The organism is Nocardia sp. NPDC060259, from assembly GCF_042728775.1.
Classification (GTDB): Bacteria; Actinomycetota; Actinomycetes; order Mycobacteriales; family Mycobacteriaceae; genus Nocardia.
In genome coordinates this window covers 1-13995 of sequence record NZ_JBHXAY010000144.1, presented here as the reverse complement: position 1 = coordinate 13995, position 13995 = coordinate 1, and the positions used below count along the sequence as shown (strand labels likewise).

21 protein-coding genes and 1 riboswitch are annotated in these 13995 nt (G+C 69.0%); of the genes, 12 read left to right on the top strand and 9 right to left on the bottom strand.

Annotation, left to right across the window (positions count from 1 at the left end; translation table 11 throughout):
- Window positions 1-55: 55 nt before the first annotated feature.
- Window positions 56-745, bottom strand: a complete 690-nt coding sequence (locus tag ACFWF2_RS31335; RefSeq protein WP_379311099.1) for a hypothetical protein — start codon at window positions 743-745, stop codon at window positions 56-58.
- An 82-nt stretch (window positions 746-827) separates the two neighbouring features.
- A complete protein-coding gene (locus ACFWF2_RS31330; RefSeq protein WP_379077448.1) occupies window positions 828-1451 on the bottom strand; it encodes a carbonic anhydrase in 624 nt (207 codons plus the stop codon).
- A gap of 90 nt (window positions 1452-1541) precedes the next feature.
- Here ACFWF2_RS31330 and ACFWF2_RS31325 point away from each other — a divergent pair, with 90 nt between their 5' ends.
- On the top strand, window positions 1542-2420 hold the full coding sequence (locus tag ACFWF2_RS31325) for an A/G-specific adenine glycosylase (protein WP_379311098.1): 879 nt from the start codon (window positions 1542-1544) through the stop codon (window positions 2418-2420).
- An 11-nt stretch (window positions 2421-2431) separates the two neighbouring features.
- On the opposite strand, the gene ACFWF2_RS31320 is transcribed toward ACFWF2_RS31325, so the two are convergent.
- A complete protein-coding gene (locus ACFWF2_RS31320) occupies window positions 2432-3172 on the bottom strand; it encodes an alpha/beta fold hydrolase (RefSeq protein WP_379311097.1) in 741 nt (246 codons plus the stop codon).
- Window positions 3173-3228: 56 nt separating this feature from the next.
- Between ACFWF2_RS31320 and ACFWF2_RS31315 the strand changes: the two genes are divergently transcribed.
- The 4 genes from ACFWF2_RS31315 (at window position 3229) to ACFWF2_RS31300 (ending at window position 5247) form a co-directional block, all read left to right on the top strand.
- Window positions 3229-3552, top strand: a complete 324-nt coding sequence (locus ACFWF2_RS31315) for an antibiotic biosynthesis monooxygenase family protein (RefSeq protein ID WP_379077456.1) — start codon at window positions 3229-3231, stop codon at window positions 3550-3552.
- Between the two features lie 25 nt (window positions 3553-3577).
- Window positions 3578-3747, top strand: a riboswitch (cobalamin riboswitch).
- Window positions 3748-3778: 31 nt separating this feature from the next.
- Window positions 3779-3979, top strand: a complete 201-nt coding sequence (locus ACFWF2_RS31310) for a CbtB-domain containing protein (RefSeq protein ID WP_378854277.1) — start codon at window positions 3779-3781, stop codon at window positions 3977-3979.
- Complete coding sequence (locus tag ACFWF2_RS31305) at window positions 3970-4758, top strand: CbtA family protein (RefSeq protein ID WP_379311096.1); 789 nt, start codon at window positions 3970-3972, stop codon at window positions 4756-4758. Before ACFWF2_RS31310 ends, ACFWF2_RS31305 begins: the two co-directional genes overlap by 10 nt.
- 36 nt (window positions 4759-4794) lie before the next feature.
- Window positions 4795-5247: a hypothetical protein gene (locus ACFWF2_RS31300; protein WP_379311095.1), complete on the top strand. Its 453-nt coding sequence runs from the start codon at window positions 4795-4797 to the stop codon at window positions 5245-5247.
- Between the two features lie 82 nt (window positions 5248-5329).
- On the opposite strand, the gene ACFWF2_RS31295 is transcribed toward ACFWF2_RS31300, so the two are convergent.
- The 4 genes from ACFWF2_RS31295 to ACFWF2_RS31280 all read right to left on the bottom strand — a co-directional run bounded on the left by ACFWF2_RS31295 (window position 5330) and on the right by ACFWF2_RS31280 (window position 7310).
- Entirely contained in the window at window positions 5330-5767 is a 438-nt protein-coding gene (locus tag ACFWF2_RS31295; protein WP_379311093.1) for an OsmC family peroxiredoxin, read from the bottom strand.
- A 73-nt stretch (window positions 5768-5840) separates the two neighbouring features.
- Window positions 5841-6284: an SRPBCC domain-containing protein gene (locus ACFWF2_RS31290; RefSeq protein WP_379311092.1), complete on the bottom strand. Its 444-nt coding sequence runs from the start codon at window positions 6282-6284 to the stop codon at window positions 5841-5843.
- Between the two features lie 55 nt (window positions 6285-6339).
- Window positions 6340-6660: a DMT family transporter gene (locus ACFWF2_RS31285; protein WP_379311091.1), complete on the bottom strand. Its 321-nt coding sequence runs from the start codon at window positions 6658-6660 to the stop codon at window positions 6340-6342.
- Window positions 6657-7310: an FMN-dependent NADH-azoreductase gene (locus ACFWF2_RS31280; protein ID WP_379311089.1), complete on the bottom strand. Its 654-nt coding sequence runs from the start codon at window positions 7308-7310 to the stop codon at window positions 6657-6659. The genes ACFWF2_RS31285 and ACFWF2_RS31280 overlap by 4 nt, the downstream gene beginning before the upstream one ends.
- 107 nt (window positions 7311-7417) lie before the next feature.
- Here ACFWF2_RS31280 and ACFWF2_RS31275 point away from each other — a divergent pair, with 107 nt between their 5' ends.
- Together ACFWF2_RS31275 and ACFWF2_RS31270 are read left to right on the top strand one after the other, a co-directional pair.
- Window positions 7418-8026, top strand: a complete 609-nt coding sequence (locus ACFWF2_RS31275) for a TetR/AcrR family transcriptional regulator (protein ID WP_379311088.1) — start codon at window positions 7418-7420, stop codon at window positions 8024-8026.
- Window positions 8027-8071: 45 nt separating this feature from the next.
- Window positions 8072-8551 carry a DUF4240 domain-containing protein gene (locus ACFWF2_RS31270; protein WP_379311086.1) on the top strand — a complete coding sequence of 160 codons (480 nt, stop codon included), beginning with the start codon at window positions 8072-8074 and terminating at the stop codon, window positions 8549-8551.
- 3 nt (window positions 8552-8554) lie between these two features.
- Here ACFWF2_RS31270 and ACFWF2_RS31265 read toward each other — a convergent pair whose 3' ends face one another.
- Both ACFWF2_RS31265 and ACFWF2_RS31260 read right to left on the bottom strand, forming a co-directional pair.
- Window positions 8555-9415: an ABC transporter permease gene (locus tag ACFWF2_RS31265; protein ID WP_379311085.1), complete on the bottom strand. Its 861-nt coding sequence runs from the start codon at window positions 9413-9415 to the stop codon at window positions 8555-8557.
- On the bottom strand, window positions 9412-10305 hold the full coding sequence (locus ACFWF2_RS31260; protein WP_379311084.1) for an ABC transporter ATP-binding protein: 894 nt from the start codon (window positions 10303-10305) through the stop codon (window positions 9412-9414). Before ACFWF2_RS31260 ends, ACFWF2_RS31265 begins: the two co-directional genes overlap by 4 nt.
- A gap of 214 nt (window positions 10306-10519) precedes the next feature.
- Between ACFWF2_RS31260 and ACFWF2_RS31255 the strand changes: the two genes are divergently transcribed.
- The 5 genes from ACFWF2_RS31255 to ACFWF2_RS31235 all read left to right on the top strand — a co-directional run bounded on the left by ACFWF2_RS31255 (window position 10520) and on the right by ACFWF2_RS31235 (window position 13967).
- Complete coding sequence (locus ACFWF2_RS31255; protein ID WP_379311083.1) at window positions 10520-11947, top strand: sensor histidine kinase; 1428 nt, start codon at window positions 10520-10522, stop codon at window positions 11945-11947.
- Window positions 11944-12633 carry a response regulator gene (locus ACFWF2_RS31250; protein ID WP_379311082.1) on the top strand — a complete coding sequence of 230 codons (690 nt, stop codon included), beginning with the start codon at window positions 11944-11946 and terminating at the stop codon, window positions 12631-12633. Before ACFWF2_RS31255 ends, ACFWF2_RS31250 begins: the two co-directional genes overlap by 4 nt.
- 47 nt (window positions 12634-12680) lie before the next feature.
- Window positions 12681-13052, top strand: coding sequence for a type II toxin-antitoxin system RelE/ParE family toxin (locus ACFWF2_RS31245; RefSeq protein ID WP_379311081.1), 372 nt, complete (start codon window positions 12681-12683; stop codon window positions 13050-13052).
- On the top strand, window positions 13045-13356 hold the full coding sequence (locus ACFWF2_RS31240; RefSeq protein ID WP_379311080.1) for a helix-turn-helix domain-containing protein: 312 nt from the start codon (window positions 13045-13047) through the stop codon (window positions 13354-13356). Before ACFWF2_RS31245 ends, ACFWF2_RS31240 begins: the two co-directional genes overlap by 8 nt.
- A 146-nt stretch (window positions 13357-13502) precedes the next feature.
- The gene (locus ACFWF2_RS31235) at window positions 13503-13967 is read left to right on the top strand and encodes a YfbM family protein (protein WP_379311079.1); all 465 of its coding nucleotides are present in this window, start codon (window positions 13503-13505) and stop codon (window positions 13965-13967) included.
- Window positions 13968-13995: the final 28 nt, after the last annotated feature.

Genomic DNA, 13995 nt, shown 5'->3' with positions numbered 1-13995 from the left:
GTGCCTGACCGGCGGGACAGGAGGGGCCGCGACCTCGAGCGCGCCAGCGCTCCAATCACACAGCCAGGTTGAAGGGCTCGGCCGCGCTGCGAATGGCGCCGAGCTGCGCCACCACCATGTAGGCGCCTGCGGGCACCGGCAATCGCTCCCCGGCGCATTGGGGCTGCGAGGTGGTCCCGAACCAGGTGCCCTTGTAGGAGAGCTGTTCGCCTGCCCCGAGCGTCTTCTGATCGGGTGGCCCGTCGGGATTGCAGTCGTTGCTCGCCCAGAGCCGTCGCTGCCCGTCGAGCGTGTACACCAGGAACTGCGGACCCGGCCCCAGATCCCGCGAACAGGGCGCCGACGAGATATTCGTGATGACGGTCCCGAACGCGGGCTGATCCCCCACCCGATATGTCGGCTGCCCGACCGTCACCTTCAGCGCCAGCGACTGATCGCCACACGGCGCGGCCGCCGGCTGGGCCGCCGCCGAACTGGTCACCGCCGAACTGGTCGCCACGGCACTGGACGTGGCGGTCGCCGAGCTGCTGCTCGCCGTCGTCGAGCTCGACTCGGCGGCACTGCTGGTGCTCGGCTCGGAGGTGGTCGTCGTCGCCGCGGCGGTATTCCCGGACGATTCCCCGCCGCGCGCGACCATGGTGACGAGCCAGATCACGATCGCCAGCGCGACGACGATGACGCCGATGGCGAGTGCACGGCGACGCCAGTAGATCTCCGGAGGCAGCGGTCCATTCGGTTCCAGCACGCCTCAACGGTAAGCGCACCGCGCGAGCCCGCGCTCGATGACCTCGGCGTGTCGTGGGCCCAAAAGGGGTCTATACCCCGGTTCAGACCACCTCGCCGATGTTCCCGACGGCCCGGCGCAGGTGCGCGCGGCCGTCGGCGAGCTTGTAGGTGACACTCGCGATCGCGAGCTGACCGGTGGCAACGCGCTGGGAGATGATCATCGACCGCTGCATGAGCAGCCTGCTCGTCTCCTCGACGTGGCGCGCCTCGAACTCGTCGATCGAGGTGAGGCCTTCGCGGCGGCCGACAAGGATCGACGGGGTGACCCGCTCGACGACGCTGCGGATGAACCCGCCGGGCACCTCGCCGCCGTCGAGGGCGTCGATCGTCGCCTTCACCGCGCCGCAGCTGTCGTGGCCGAGGACCACGATCAGCGGCACGTTGAGCACCTCGACGCCGTACTCGATCGAGCCGAGCACCGAGCTGTCCACCACATGACCCGCGGTCCGGACGACGAACATGTCGCCAAGGCCCTGGTCGAAGATCAGTTCGGCGGCGACCCTGGAGTCGCCGCAGCCGAACAGGATCGCGTGCGGATGCTGGCCGCTGACGAGCTTGGCTCGATCCGCGGCACCCTGGCTAGGATGCAACAGGTTGCCGTTGACGAAGCGCTCATTGCCTTCGCGCAGTGACTTCCAGGCACTTATCGGATTGGAACCAGGCATACCGACCATTGTGCACACGCCCTTGGTTACCAGCGAGTCCGCCGCGTTACGCGTCGGCAAACACGGCCTGGCGGAGTGGGAACGGGAGCAGTGAGTATCGACGCCGAAGCCCTGCTGGACTGGTTCGCCGACACCGCGCGCGACCTGCCGTGGCGCAAGCCGGAAGCCACCGCGTGGCACATCCTGATGAGCGAGATCATGCTCCAGCAGACCCCGGTCGTTCGCGTCGAGCCGATCTGGCGGGAGTGGGTGGCGCGCTGGCCGGTGCCATCGGCGATGGCGGCGTCCTCCCAAGCCGAGGTGCTGCGGGCCTGGGGCAAGCTCGGGTACCCGCGGCGGGCGTTGCGGTTGCACGAGTGCGCGCGGGTGCTGGCCGCCGAGCACGGTGACGTGGTTCCCGCCGATGTCGACGTGCTGCTGAGCCTGCCCGGCATCGGCGCCTACACCGCCCGCGCGGTAGCCTGCTTCGCCTACGGCCAGCGAGTTCCGGTGGTGGACACCAATGTTCGCCGGGTGGTCGCGCGCGCGGTACACGGCCGCGAGCCGGGCAATCCGTCGTCGCGCGATCTCGCCGAGACCGAGGCGCTGCTGCCTGTCCCGGTGCCGCGCGCCGCGACGTTCTCTGCGGCGCTGATGGAGTTGGGCGCACTGGTGTGCACGGCCCGCAATCCCGACTGCGCCCGCTGCCCGCTGCCCGCCTGCGCGTGGGTCGATGCGGGCAAACCGGCCGCCGAGGTGGCCCGCAAGGTGCAGAAATACGAGGGCACCGACCGTCAGGCGCGTGGACGTCTGCTCGACGTGCTGCGCGACGCGTCCGGTCCCGTGGAACAGGTGCGCCTGGATCTGGCGTGGACGCGCGATCCCGGCCAGCGCGCACGGGCCCTGGATTCGCTGCTGGTCGACGGGTTGATCGAGCAGACCGAGGACGGGCTGTTCGCACTGGCCGGTGAAGGTGGCGCAGCGGGATAACCCGTCTGCGTTCAGAGCACGCGACGCAGGAAGCGACCGACGTGCTCGCGATAGGCCGCAGGTTGTTCGTCGTGCACCAGATGCCCGGCCCCGGCGATCCACACATACTCCGCACCGGGGTGCACGTCGGCCATCGCCCGCATCTGACCGGCCGGGGTGATGGTGTGCTCGCCTTCGATGAGCAGCGCGGGCACCTGCAGCGACTTCCATTCGGTCCAGAAGTCGCGCGTGCCCCATTCCTCGGAGATCGCCCGGAACGTGTCGACCTCGCCGTGCAGCCGGTAGCCGTCGGGCGCGGCGGTAAAGGCGCGCAGGAAGTAGGCGCCTGCGACCGGCCCGAAGTAGTCGAGCACCGCCTGGTCGTCGGCGAAGGGCTGCGGCCAGGAGTGGATCAACTCGGCCCAGTGGGCGGCGGTGCGGCCGGTGAAATCGGGCGCGATGTCCTCGACGACGATCGCGCGCACCCGTTCGGGATAGGTGGCGGCGAAGACCCAGCCGTGGATCGCGCCCATCGAATGCCCGACGATCACCATCGGCTCGGTGATCCCGGCGGTGAGCCCGGCGAGATCGGCGACGAACGCCTCGGTGCTGAGCTCGGCGGGCGGCACCCGGCCGTGACCCGCGGCGTCGACGGTGTAGACGTGGCCGAATTCGCGCAGCCACGGGAGCAGATCTGTCCAGGTGCGCGCGCTGCCCATCAGCCCGTGCAGCAGCAGGATCGGGACGCCGGTCCCGCCTTCGTCGTACAACACCCTGACGATTGTGCCCCAGAGCGGGATGTTTCCCGCGCGGTCGTATTGTCGGCGCTATGGCTGTTGTGAAGATCAATGCGATCGAGATCCCTGAAGGCGCGGGCCCCGAGCTGGAGAAGCGCTTCGCCGCCCGCGCGCACGCGGTGGAGAACTCCCCCGGTTTCCTCGGCTTCCAGTTGCTGCGCCCGGTGGCCGGCGACAACCGGTATTTCGTGGTGACGCAATGGGATTCGGAGGAATCGTTCGCCGCGTGGCGCGACGGTCCCGCCCGCGCCGCGCATGCCGGACACGGTGCCGAGGGCGAGCGTCCCAAGCCGGTGTCGACCGGTGCCTCGCTGCTCGAGTTCGAGGTCGTCCTGGACGTTCCCGCCAAGGCCTGACAACGGCGTTTCCGCTGGACATGCGGATGCGCGTATTGACGAGGGCGCCTCGCGACTGTCACAGTTCGAGGGAACACACGCGAGGGTGCGCGGTAATTCCGGTGAGATTCCGGAGCGGTCGCGCCACTGTTATCCATGTACCGGGTTCCCGGTGCCGGAGAGCCAGACACCGGCACCTTCGCACCACACTTCGACCGTGGGACGCGTATCCCTGAGGAGGACCCGAATGGCCATCGCGCATTCACCCAGCCGGGATACCGGCCTGGACACCCTGGCAACCGTGCTCGTCACGGTCGGTGTCGTTCTGCTTGCACTGCTCACCCTGTACCTGGTCGGGTTCGACCAGGGGGCCGTCTCGCGTAGCGGGATGTACCTGCACGAGCTGATGCACGACGGACGTCACCTGCTCGGTGTCCCGTGCCACTGACCGGATCACTCAAGACCCTGCTGCTGCGCGGCCTGCTGGCCGGCCTGATCGCCGGTCTGCTGGCCGCCACAGTGGGCTATTTCATCGGCGAAACCCAAGTGGACGCCGCGATCGCCATCGAAGAGGCCGCCGCTGCACCGGCCGAGCACGGACACGACGCGGCCGAGCCCGCTGGCCATTCCCATGGCGGGGAAGAAGAACCGCTGGTCAGCCGGTCCGGCCAGAAGGCGGGACAGTTCCTCGCGCTCGGGCTGGCCGGGATGGCGTTCGGCGCGCTGTTGGCGTCGGCGCTGAACTACGCCCGCCGGTTCACGGCGCTGACCGGGCCGAAGCTGTCGCTGTACGCCGCGGGATTCGCGTGGGCGGCGATCGTCGCGGTGCCGTTCTTCAAGTACCCGGCCAACCCGCCCGCCGTGGGTGATCCGGAGACGATCAACAACCGCACCTGGCTGTGGGTCGCCGCCGTCGTGCTCGGCCTGCTGGCCGTCGCGGCCGCGATCGCGGCCTACAAGGCGCTGGCCGGCCAGCTGGATACGCTCCGGCTGATCGCGGGGGTGGCCGCGTTCGTGCTGGTCACGACCGTCGGCTATGTGCTGCTGCCCGGCGTGAACGAGGTGGCCGACGACTTCCCGGCGACGCTGCTGTGGCGTTTCCGGGTGGCCTCGCTCGCCGAAACCACCACGCTGTGGGTGGCTTTGGGGCTGGCCTTCGCCGCGCTCACCGAATTCGCCTCGCGCCGTAGCACTCCAGTAGTGGAGCGGGTCGCTACCGCAGGGTGATCCTCGCGAGTATCAGCGAGAGGCAGTGTCGGTGTCATGACCGGCACTGCCTTTTCCGTTTCCGCGTCCCGACCCCGCGCGGTGACCGTCGCGTTCTGCGGTCTCGTCACCGCTCTGGCCGCAGGCGCCGCCGAGGGAATGCTGCGCGCTGTTCGTGGCGGTGGGGAATTCGGCGCCACCGCAGCGGGATTGCTTCCCCGCCTCGCCATCTACCTGGTCGTCGGGGCCGTGGCGCTGTACATGGTGAACGGCAGCCGGGTGGCCCGCGCGCTGCTGACCGTCGGCATCGGCGTTGTCGGCTTGCTCTCGCTGATCATCGAGCCGCTGGCGGTCATGCTGTCGACCGACGACTTCGGCGAGCTGTTCGCCGGCCTTTCCCCCAGTTCGGCGGTGCTGGCCGGCTGCCGGGCCGTGCACATCCTGGCGGTGGTGATTGCCATTCCGGCGATGTACACACCAGCCGGGCATCGGTGGTTCACCCAGCGCTGACCCGGCATTTTCGTGCAATCCGGCCCCTGCCAGTCAGTTTTCCGACTGGACAGCGGCGAACTGCACGAAAATGCCGGACGGATCAGATCAGTTCGGCGTCCAGCTCGACCTCGGCGACGCCGGCCAGCGCCTTGCTGACCGGGCAGCCGTTCTTGGCGGCGGTGGCCGCGGTGTAGAAGCCCTCGGCGTCGAGCCCGCCGGCGACGGCGCGCACGGTCAGCTTGATCTTGCTGATCTGGAACCCACCGGCCGGGTCCGCCGCGAGCGTGACGTCGGCGGTGACATCCAGGCTTTCCGGGGTGCCGCCCGCATTGGCGATCTCGGCCGAGAGCGCCATCGAGTAGCACGACGAGTGCGCCGCCGCGATCAGCTCTTCCGGGCTGGTGCCCTCGGCGACTTCGGCAGCGCGGCGCGGGAAGGTCACATCGAACTTGCCCGCGCCGGAGCTGACCAGTTCGACCTGCCCGGAACCGTCCTGCAGTCCGCCTGCCCAGAGGGTGCGTGCGCTACGAGTCGGCATGGCAATCCTTTCGATTCGGTGGGTGTTGCGTCCGGTGACGAACCTACTCGGATCCCGTCCGGAGTTCGCCGGCTCAGGCGACGCCGGTGACCTCGTCCAGCCGCTCCAGCATCGCCGGCCAGACCTGCTGGTGCAGGTCACGGAGGGCTGCGGTGGGGAAGCCGGAATGGCGCAGGCGCAGCCGGATGCCGCGTGGCTGCTTGAGGAATTCCGCCGCGACCACGGTCTCCACGCCGTCGGTGGCGGCGGTGACCCAGGTGAATTCGATCCGCCGGTCCGGTTCCAGCAGCAGGATGCGGCCGTAGTGCGGGTTGCGCTTGTCGGCCGAGCCGGTGTCGAAGTAGAGCGGCTCGTTCACGGCGGGGCGCATGAGGACCGATCCGGGAACGGCCAGCCACAGGTCGAGGCCCCGGGTCCAGGCCGCGTAGAGCAGGCTGGGCGAGGCTTTCATCACGCGCTCGACCGTGAGCTCGTGCGGTCGCGCAGACAGGTCCGGGGGGCGAACTGGCTGGTCCATCAGCCGACCTTACCTGCCCGGACCGGCCGATCACCGCATCGGCTGTGCGACAGCGTCACTCGGGATTGGTGACGCGGGCGAGCACGATCCCGCCGAGGATCAGCGCCAGTGCCAGCATGCGGCCCGCGCTGAGCGGATCCTTGTGAACGAGGACGCCGAGACTGATCGCGCCGAGCGCGCCGATTCCGGTGAACACCGCGTAGGCGGTGCCGACCGGGAGGGTGTGCATGGCTCGCGAGAGCAGGTACACCGCGAGCGAGCCGAGGGCGATGCAGAGCAGGGTCGGGCCGGGTTTGGTGAAGTTCTCGGTGGGTTTGATGGTCTGCGACCAGATGATCTCGACGAGGCCGGCGAGGCCGAGTACTACCCAGCTCATTTCGCGTAATCCTGTGCGAGCAGCCGCACTTCGCTCAGCGCGGCGGCGAGCGAGACCTCGTGCGCGGCGCGCAGGTGGGCCAGGTTCGGGTCCTGCACGGCGTTGGCGAGTTCGGCGTGGACGAACACGGTGTCGGTCACGGCGAAATGCCCGGCGAAGAAGTCGCGCAGGTAGCGCTCCTGGTAGTCGTAGGCGGCCTTCGGCGCGCCGGGCGAGTAGGCGCCGCCGCGGGCGCCGACGACCACGAACCTGCGCTCACCCAGCGACATGCGCGGGAAGGTGATCTGGTCGAGCCAGGCCTTGAGCGCGGCGGGGATCGAGTAGTTGTACATCGGGGTGCCGATGAGGATCACGTCGGCGGCGAGTACCTGCGCGAGCAGTGGTTCGACGATCTTCCATGCGGTCTTCGCGGCAGGGGTCACGGCCAGCTCGGGGAGCCGATCGAGATCGGTGCCACCCGCGGCGAGGACGCCGTCGCAGAGTTCGGTCCAGCCCTCGCCGATGAACGGTGTCGGCTGGGCGGTCAGGTCGCGATAGGTGTACTCGCCGTCCGGCGCCTCGGCGCGCCAGGCCTGGACGAATTCCGCGCCGAGCCTGCGGCTCAGCGACCGGGTGCGAGCGCTGGCGTCGAGGTGCAGCAGGTGTGTCATGGTCGAGCCCTCCATAAATGGACATCATGTCCGCTTGTTGTGTCTCGACGATAGAACACAAGTGGACAGTCTGTCCATATATTCGTTTCTGGGCTACAGTCGACACCATGGAGCCCCGATCCGACCTGCTCACCGGCACGGCGCTGGACGCACCGCAGCCCGCGGAGCGCACCGACGCGGCCCGCAACCGGGCCAAGGTGCTGGCGGCGGCCGCCGAACTGTTCGCCACCCGCGACCCGCGCACGGTCACCATGGACGACATCGCCAAGGCGGCGGGCGTCGGCCGCGGCACCCTCTATCGCCGCTATCCCGACCGCACCGCGATCGCCGTCGCCCTGCTCGACGAACACGAACGCGCGGTCCAGGAACAACTCCTGTGCGGGCGACCCCCACTCGGTCCCGGCGCGCCACCCGCCGACCGGCTCGCTGCCTTCTACGCCGCGATGGTCGAATTGCTCACGGCCCATGCGCATCTGGTGCTCGGTGCCGAAACCGGGGGTGCGCGCTTCGCGACCGGCGCGTACGGATTCTGGTCGGCGCACGTGCGGGCGCTGCTTGTCGAAGCCGGTGTCGCCCAACCGGATTCCCTGGTCGATACCGTCCTCGCGCCCGTGGCGGCCGAGGTCTATCTGCACCAACGCGAACGCGGACTCGCACCCGGTCAGATCACCGAGGGTCTGGCGGTGCTCGCCCACCGCCTGCTCGACCAGCCCTGATCTGTCGGCCCTGATCTGTCGGCCCCTGCCGCTACCGTCACGCGGGTGACGACACTTCCCACCGATACCGAAGCCGCCCGTTTCTGGGCCCTGATCGAAACCGCCTGGGAGCGCGCCGGTTCCACGGCCCGCCGCGCCCTGCTCGACAGCGCCTACGACGACGAGCCGCTCGGCAGGTTCATCGACGCCCTGCGCTCGCTGAGCACCGATTTCACGAGCGACGAGCTGACCGCGCTCGACCGGGTCGCCGAACGCGCGCTCTACGACATCGACCGCGCCGATATCCACGCGATCACCGACGGCTCCGACGACGGCTTCCTCTACGCCCGCGGCTTCATCGTCGCGATGGGCCGCGAGTACTACGAGGCCGTGCGCGCCGACCCGGAAGCCGCGCTGCCGGATGTCTGGTGCGAGGAGATGTGCTACTTCTTCGCCCACCTGCACGACAAGCTCTACGGCGATTTCCCGGACACGGGTTCGGGCATCTCCCGCGAGACCGCGTCGAACCCGGCCGGGTGGTCCTGAGAATCAGGTCAGGTCGCGGCGGGTCATCAGCCAGATGGTGCCGCCCGCGAAGGCCAGTACGTAGGCGGTGAGCAGCGCGAGGGACTCGCCGCGCGTGAGGATGTCCAGGACACCGGGAGTGGCTGGGCCGCTGACGGTGCGCATCGCGCCCGCCAGGGATCCGGCGGCGGTTCCCGGCAGCAGGTCGGTGAACGTCTCGATGGGACCGAAGATGGCCGCCACCCCGCGCAGCAGGTTCTCGACGACGAGCACCCAGACCAGGCCGAGGCCGACGGCGAGGGCAGGGCCGCGGGCGATGGCGCCGATCAGCGCGCCCGCCAAGGTCCACATGCTCAGAATCGCTGTGCCGGAGATGATTCCGAGAACGGAGCGCTCCAGGGACGGCAGGGTGAGCGGCTGACCCTCACTCACCGCGATGAGCGAGGCGACACCCAGGTCGACGGCGAATGCCACACAGACCAGGGCCACCACCACGACCACCAGGCTCACGAGCAGGCCGCCGACCGCTGCAGGACGGCTCGGTCCCTGGGTGAACACGGTCTTCCAGGTGCCCCAGCCGTAACCGCTGCCGACCGCGAGCGCGCCCAGGATGAGCATCAGCGCACCGCCGAACATCGCCATGCCCTGGGTGAAGACCTCGGGGACGGCGGCGGGCATGAGCTGGCCGAGCAGGACGTCGCGGGGCAGACCGTCCGACATGGCGCCGCTCTCGCCGGAGGTGTAGGCGAGGTAGTTGAACAGGTAGGCGAAGGTCAGATTCAGCAGCACCCACACGCCGAGGACGATCCAGAACGCGGGCCAGCGACCGAGCCGCACCGACTCCGCGCGCATGCTCGCCCACAGATCTCTTGTCACACCGGTCATTTCGCGACCTCCATAGCCGTCATCTCGAAGAACACTTCTTCCAGGGATTTCTCGTCGACGCGCAGTTCCAGCAGGTCGGCGCCCGCCGAGACCACGGCGCGGGCGACCACCGGCGCCATCGCGGCAGACGTTTCGACTCTGATCCCGTCCGCGTTCGCCCTTGCGGGAGCGATGGTGTGAATCGCGTCGAGGGCGATATCGGCGGGTTCGGCGCGCACCAGCAGTGCTGCGGTGCCGCGTAATTCGGCGACAGTCGATTCGGCGAGCAGCCTGCCGCCGGAGATCACGCCGACCCGGTGGCAGATCTCCTGCACCTCCGCGAGTTGGTGACTCGACAGCAGTACGGTGTGCCCATCGGCAGCGAGATCGATGATGAGCGTGCGCATTTCGGCCAGGCCCGCCGGGTCGAGGCCGTTGGTCGGCTCGTCGAGGATCAGCAGGTCGGGGTCACCGAGCAGGGCCGCGCCGACGCCGAGGCGCTGCTTCATCCCCAGCGAATAGGTGCGGAAGCGGTCGCCTGCCCGGTCCGCCAGGCCTACCCGTTCCAGCGCCTTCTCGACGTCGGCGGCGCTGTGCCCGCGGTAGCGCGCCAGGACGCGCAGGTTGTCGCGGCCCGAGAGGTAGGGGTAGAAGCCGGGACCCTCGATGAGGACGCCGATGCGGCGCAGGGCCGCGGGATCGCCGGGTGCGCGGCCGCGTACCAGGGCGGTGCCCGCGCTGGGCCGGATCAGGCCGGCCAGCATGCGCAGGGTGGTGGTTTTGCCCGCGCCGTTGGGGCCGAGGAAGCCGTAGATCTCGCCTGCGGCGACGCGCATGCTCACCGCGTCCACCGCGATGTGCTCGCCATAGCGCTTGGTCAGCTCGTCGGTGACCACGATCGAATCGTTCATGGGAATCAGGATCCGCGCCGATGCGGTGCCGGGGCATCCGTCGCGGAGCGGCTTCACGGCTACGTCGCGCGGCCTACTCGCTGTCGTTCCCGACGCTCGATATTCGCCTCGACCGGCCCGCTGACCGGCCACTGTGGCGCCGCGGGGTGGCTCGCACCGGAATTACGGGCGCAGGCTGACGCGGAGGGCGGCCCTACGCAATAGGGTGAGTGAGGTGGGAGCGTCTGCGAAATGGGAGCGTGGCTCGGTCGTTGTGGACTGGGGCCTGGCAGTGGTGGTCGCGGTGATCCAGCTCGCCGGGAGTTCCGGTGCGAATGCGAATCAGAGCGGGGTGCGCTCGCTCGACGCGTTCGCGTATCTGTTGCTGCTCGCCGGTCCGATCGCGCTCGGCTTCCGGCGTGTGCTGCCCGAACCGGTGCTGCTGGTCGCTCTGCTCGCCGCGGTGTCGTATGTGCTGCGCGACTACGGATACGGGCCGATCTTCCTGTCGCTGATCATCGCGTTCCTGACCGCGGCGGTCAACGGATCACGGTGGCGCACATACCCGGTGGCCGCGGTCGGCTATCTGACGATGGTGTGGCCGTTGCCCGCGCTGCTCGGGCGCGACACCGACGCGTGGCAGATCTTCGGGTTGCTGGCCTGGGTGGGCGTGCTCGTCGGGATCGCCGAGGGGGTGCGCCAGCGGCGGGCGGTGGTGGTCGCGCGCGGACAGCGGGCCGAGGCCGCGCGCCGCGACGAGCAGGCGCAGCAGGCCAGGGCCGCCAGCGAGGAGCGGCTCGCGATCGCCCGTGAGTTGCACGATGTTCTCGCGCACAGTCTTTCGCTGATCAATGTGCAGTCCTCGGTGGCGCTGGAGCTCTTCGACCGGAAACCGCAGCAGGCCGCGGCCGCGCTGGCCACGATCAAGACGACCTCCAAAGAGGCACTGGCCGAGGTGCATACGCTGCTGCACGCCATTCGCAGCGGTGCGGCGGTGGCGCCCGCGGTCGAGGAATACGCCGAGCCCGCCGCCGATTCGGCCGCGCCCGTCGCTCCCGTCGCACCGCCGCGGCCCGCTCCCCGCGCGCCGACGCCGTCGCTCGATGATCTCGAGACCTTGCTCGAGCGCACCAGGGCGACCGGGCTCGATGTCGACACCAAGATCATCGGGACACCCAAGAAGCTGCCCAGCGTGATCGATGTGGCCGCGGCCAGGATCATCCAGGAATCGCTGACCAATGTGGTGCGGCACGCGCCCGGCGCGTCGGCGATGATCACCCTGCGGTACACGCCCGAATCGGTCGACATCACCATCGACAACACGCGGCCGACCAGCACCGCGGTCCGCACCGGCGCGGGTGGGAACGGGATCATCGGCATGCGGGAGCGGGCGCACGCGCTCGGCGGGGCGTTGACGGCCGGGCCGCGGCCGTCAGGTGGGTTCCGGGTGGCGGCCAGATTGCCTGCCCGACCTGCGGCGACCGCCGCTGAACCGCGCAACGACGCATCGCGCGCCTCCCGGCAATCCGCGTCGGCCGCGGGCTCCCCCACTGACAACGCAGGCTCCGCCGCAGCCGGTGCTGCCCGTGCAGGATCCGCGGCAGCCGGACCTGACCGTGCGGGCTCCGCGGCCGGTGCTGACGGTAAGGAGTCCTCCGTATGAGCGACCCCGGCCAGGTCGGCGCACGCACAACGCGCGTGCTGGTCGCCGACGATCAGGCGCTGGTGCGTGGCGGGTTCGTCGCGCTGCTCGACGCCCAGGACGACATCGAGGTCGTCGGCGAGGCCGAGAACGGCGAGCAGGCCGTCCGGATGACCCGCGCGCTCGTCCCCGATGTGGTGCTGATGGACATCCGCATGCCCATCCTCGACGGCCTCGCCGCCACCCGCATGATCGCCGACGAGGCCGCGCTCGCCGAGGTCCGCGTCGTCGTCCTCACCACTTTCGAGCTCGACGAATACGTCTTCGAGGCGATCCGCGCCGGCGCGGCCGGTTTCCTGGTCAAACACACCGAACCCGCCGACCTGCTCCGCGCCGTCCGCGTGGTCGCCGCCGGCGACGCCCTCCTCTCCCCCGGCGTCACCCGCCGTCTCCTCGCCGAGTTCTCCACCCACGCCAAACAACCCCCACCCGCCGCCCTGGCCGAGCTCACCGACCGCGAACGCGAGGTGATGACGCTGGTCGCCGAAGGCCTCACCAACGCCGAAATCGGCGCCCGCCTCTACCTCAGCCCCGCCACCGCCCGCACCCACGTCAGCCGCATCCTCACCAAACTGAATGCCCGCGACCGCACCCAACTGGTCGTCCTCGCCTACGAATCAGGATTGGTCCGCCCGGGCTGGCAGTAGCCCCATATCGTTGCGATATAGGTCCAGTCCTATATAAGATTGATCCTATGCACCTCTACATGGTGGAACTCGAGCCCGAAGTGGCCTCCTGGTTGCGATCACTGACTGCGCGCGAGTTCGGCCAGGTGGACGTGTATGTGGGCATGCTCGCCGAGCGAGCGACGACCCTCGGCGAACCATGGTCACGCAATCTCGGCGAAGGTGTGCGTGAGCTGCGCTTCCACCTCCATCCACGAGAAATGCGCATTACCTACTGGCTGGCACCGGATCGTCGCATCGTGTTGCTCACAGTCTTCCGAAAGACCCGAATGCGGGAGACTGAGGAAGTCGCGCGGGCCAAAGCGTTGCGCAAACTGTGCGAGTCAGAACACGACCGAGCCCACACAGATTTCGACAGGGAGGTACCCGATCATGGCTGAACACTCATCGATGGACGATCTGCGGCGTGAACGGATGAGCAGGCCGGATTTCGATGCCGCCGAGTACGAGGCCGGACGTGCGGAAGCAATTCTGGCAATCGAGTTGGCGCAGGCGATTCGGGAACTGCGGCTGGAGCTCGGGCTGACGCAGACTCAGCTGGCCGAGCGCGCCGGGCTGCGTCAGCCCGAGGTGTCGCGGCTCGAATCCGGCAGTGGCACACCGACAATCGGCATGCTCGAGCGTCTTGCACACGCACTCGAGGTGCGATTCGTCGCCCGTTTCGAGAAGGTCGACGCTGCCTGAGCTGAGCCGGCCCCTCCACTCAACCGGGTAAATCTACCAATCCGGCCCGATGAAAAGTACCAGCGCCCAACTGGATTCGCGCCGACGAGCTGGTGTCGGTGGGCGCTGACAGTTTCGCCGGAAACAACGGGAGGAAGGGAGTTGGCGTGGGGGTGACCATGTCGTTCACCAGGGTGAGTGCTGCGGATCTGGAGCGACTGTCAGGGGAAAAGGGCTGGCCCGACGATTTTCTCGCGGATCTGGAGACTCCCGACGGCGAGCCGAGCGGGTACTTGGACAAGGCGTGGGCGGGGTTGAAGTACCTGCTGGAACAGGCCGAAAGCGGGGTCGATCTGTTCTGCACGGGGCGTCCGCTCGACAGTGAGAATCACTTCGCGTGGAGCCCGGACGACGTGTCCTACACCGCGGGCATTCTGCGCGGCACCCCGTTCGGCACGCTCGCCGCCCACTACGACCCGGCGCGCATGGACGCGGCCGATGTGTACCCGCGGATCTGGGTCCGCGACGGCGACGGCGGTCTGCACTACCTCGGGCACCATTACGCCGGGCTCGTGCGGGTGTTCGACTACGCCGCCCGGCGCGGCTCCGGATTCCTGCAGCATTTCGGCTGACCATCGAAAAAGCCCGCCCCCGGGATTC

Excerpts from the sequence above, each read along its gene's own strand:
- ACFWF2_RS31330 (WP_379077448.1), bottom strand. The coding sequence starts at position 1,451 with ATGCCTGGTTCCAATCCGATAAGTGCCTGGAAGTCACTGCGCGAAGGC.
- ACFWF2_RS31315 (WP_379077456.1), top strand. The coding sequence starts at position 3,229 with ATGGCTGTTGTGAAGATCAATGCGATCGAGATCCCTGAAGGCGCGGGC.
- ACFWF2_RS31310 (WP_378854277.1), top strand. The coding sequence starts at position 3,779 with ATGGCCATCGCGCATTCACCCAGCCGGGATACCGGCCTGGACACCCTG.
- ACFWF2_RS31300 (WP_379311095.1), top strand. The coding sequence starts at position 4,795 with ATGACCGGCACTGCCTTTTCCGTTTCCGCGTCCCGACCCCGCGCGGTG.
- ACFWF2_RS31295 (WP_379311093.1), bottom strand. The coding sequence starts at position 5,767 with ATGCCGACTCGTAGCGCACGCACCCTCTGGGCAGGCGGACTGCAGGAC.
- ACFWF2_RS31290 (WP_379311092.1), bottom strand. The coding sequence starts at position 6,284 with ATGGACCAGCCAGTTCGCCCCCCGGACCTGTCTGCGCGACCGCACGAG.
- ACFWF2_RS31285 (WP_379311091.1), bottom strand. The coding sequence starts at position 6,660 with ATGAGCTGGGTAGTACTCGGCCTCGCCGGCCTCGTCGAGATCATCTGG.
- ACFWF2_RS31280 (WP_379311089.1), bottom strand. The coding sequence starts at position 7,310 with ATGACACACCTGCTGCACCTCGACGCCAGCGCTCGCACCCGGTCGCTG.
- ACFWF2_RS31275 (WP_379311088.1), top strand. The coding sequence starts at position 7,418 with ATGGAGCCCCGATCCGACCTGCTCACCGGCACGGCGCTGGACGCACCG.
- ACFWF2_RS31265 (WP_379311085.1), bottom strand. The coding sequence starts at position 9,415 with ATGACCGGTGTGACAAGAGATCTGTGGGCGAGCATGCGCGCGGAGTCG.
- ACFWF2_RS31260 (WP_379311084.1), bottom strand. The coding sequence starts at position 10,305 with ATGAACGATTCGATCGTGGTCACCGACGAGCTGACCAAGCGCTATGGC.
- ACFWF2_RS31250 (WP_379311082.1), top strand. The coding sequence starts at position 11,944 with ATGAGCGACCCCGGCCAGGTCGGCGCACGCACAACGCGCGTGCTGGTC.
- ACFWF2_RS31245 (WP_379311081.1), top strand. The coding sequence starts at position 12,681 with ATGCACCTCTACATGGTGGAACTCGAGCCCGAAGTGGCCTCCTGGTTG.
- ACFWF2_RS31240 (WP_379311080.1), top strand. The coding sequence starts at position 13,045 with ATGGCTGAACACTCATCGATGGACGATCTGCGGCGTGAACGGATGAGC.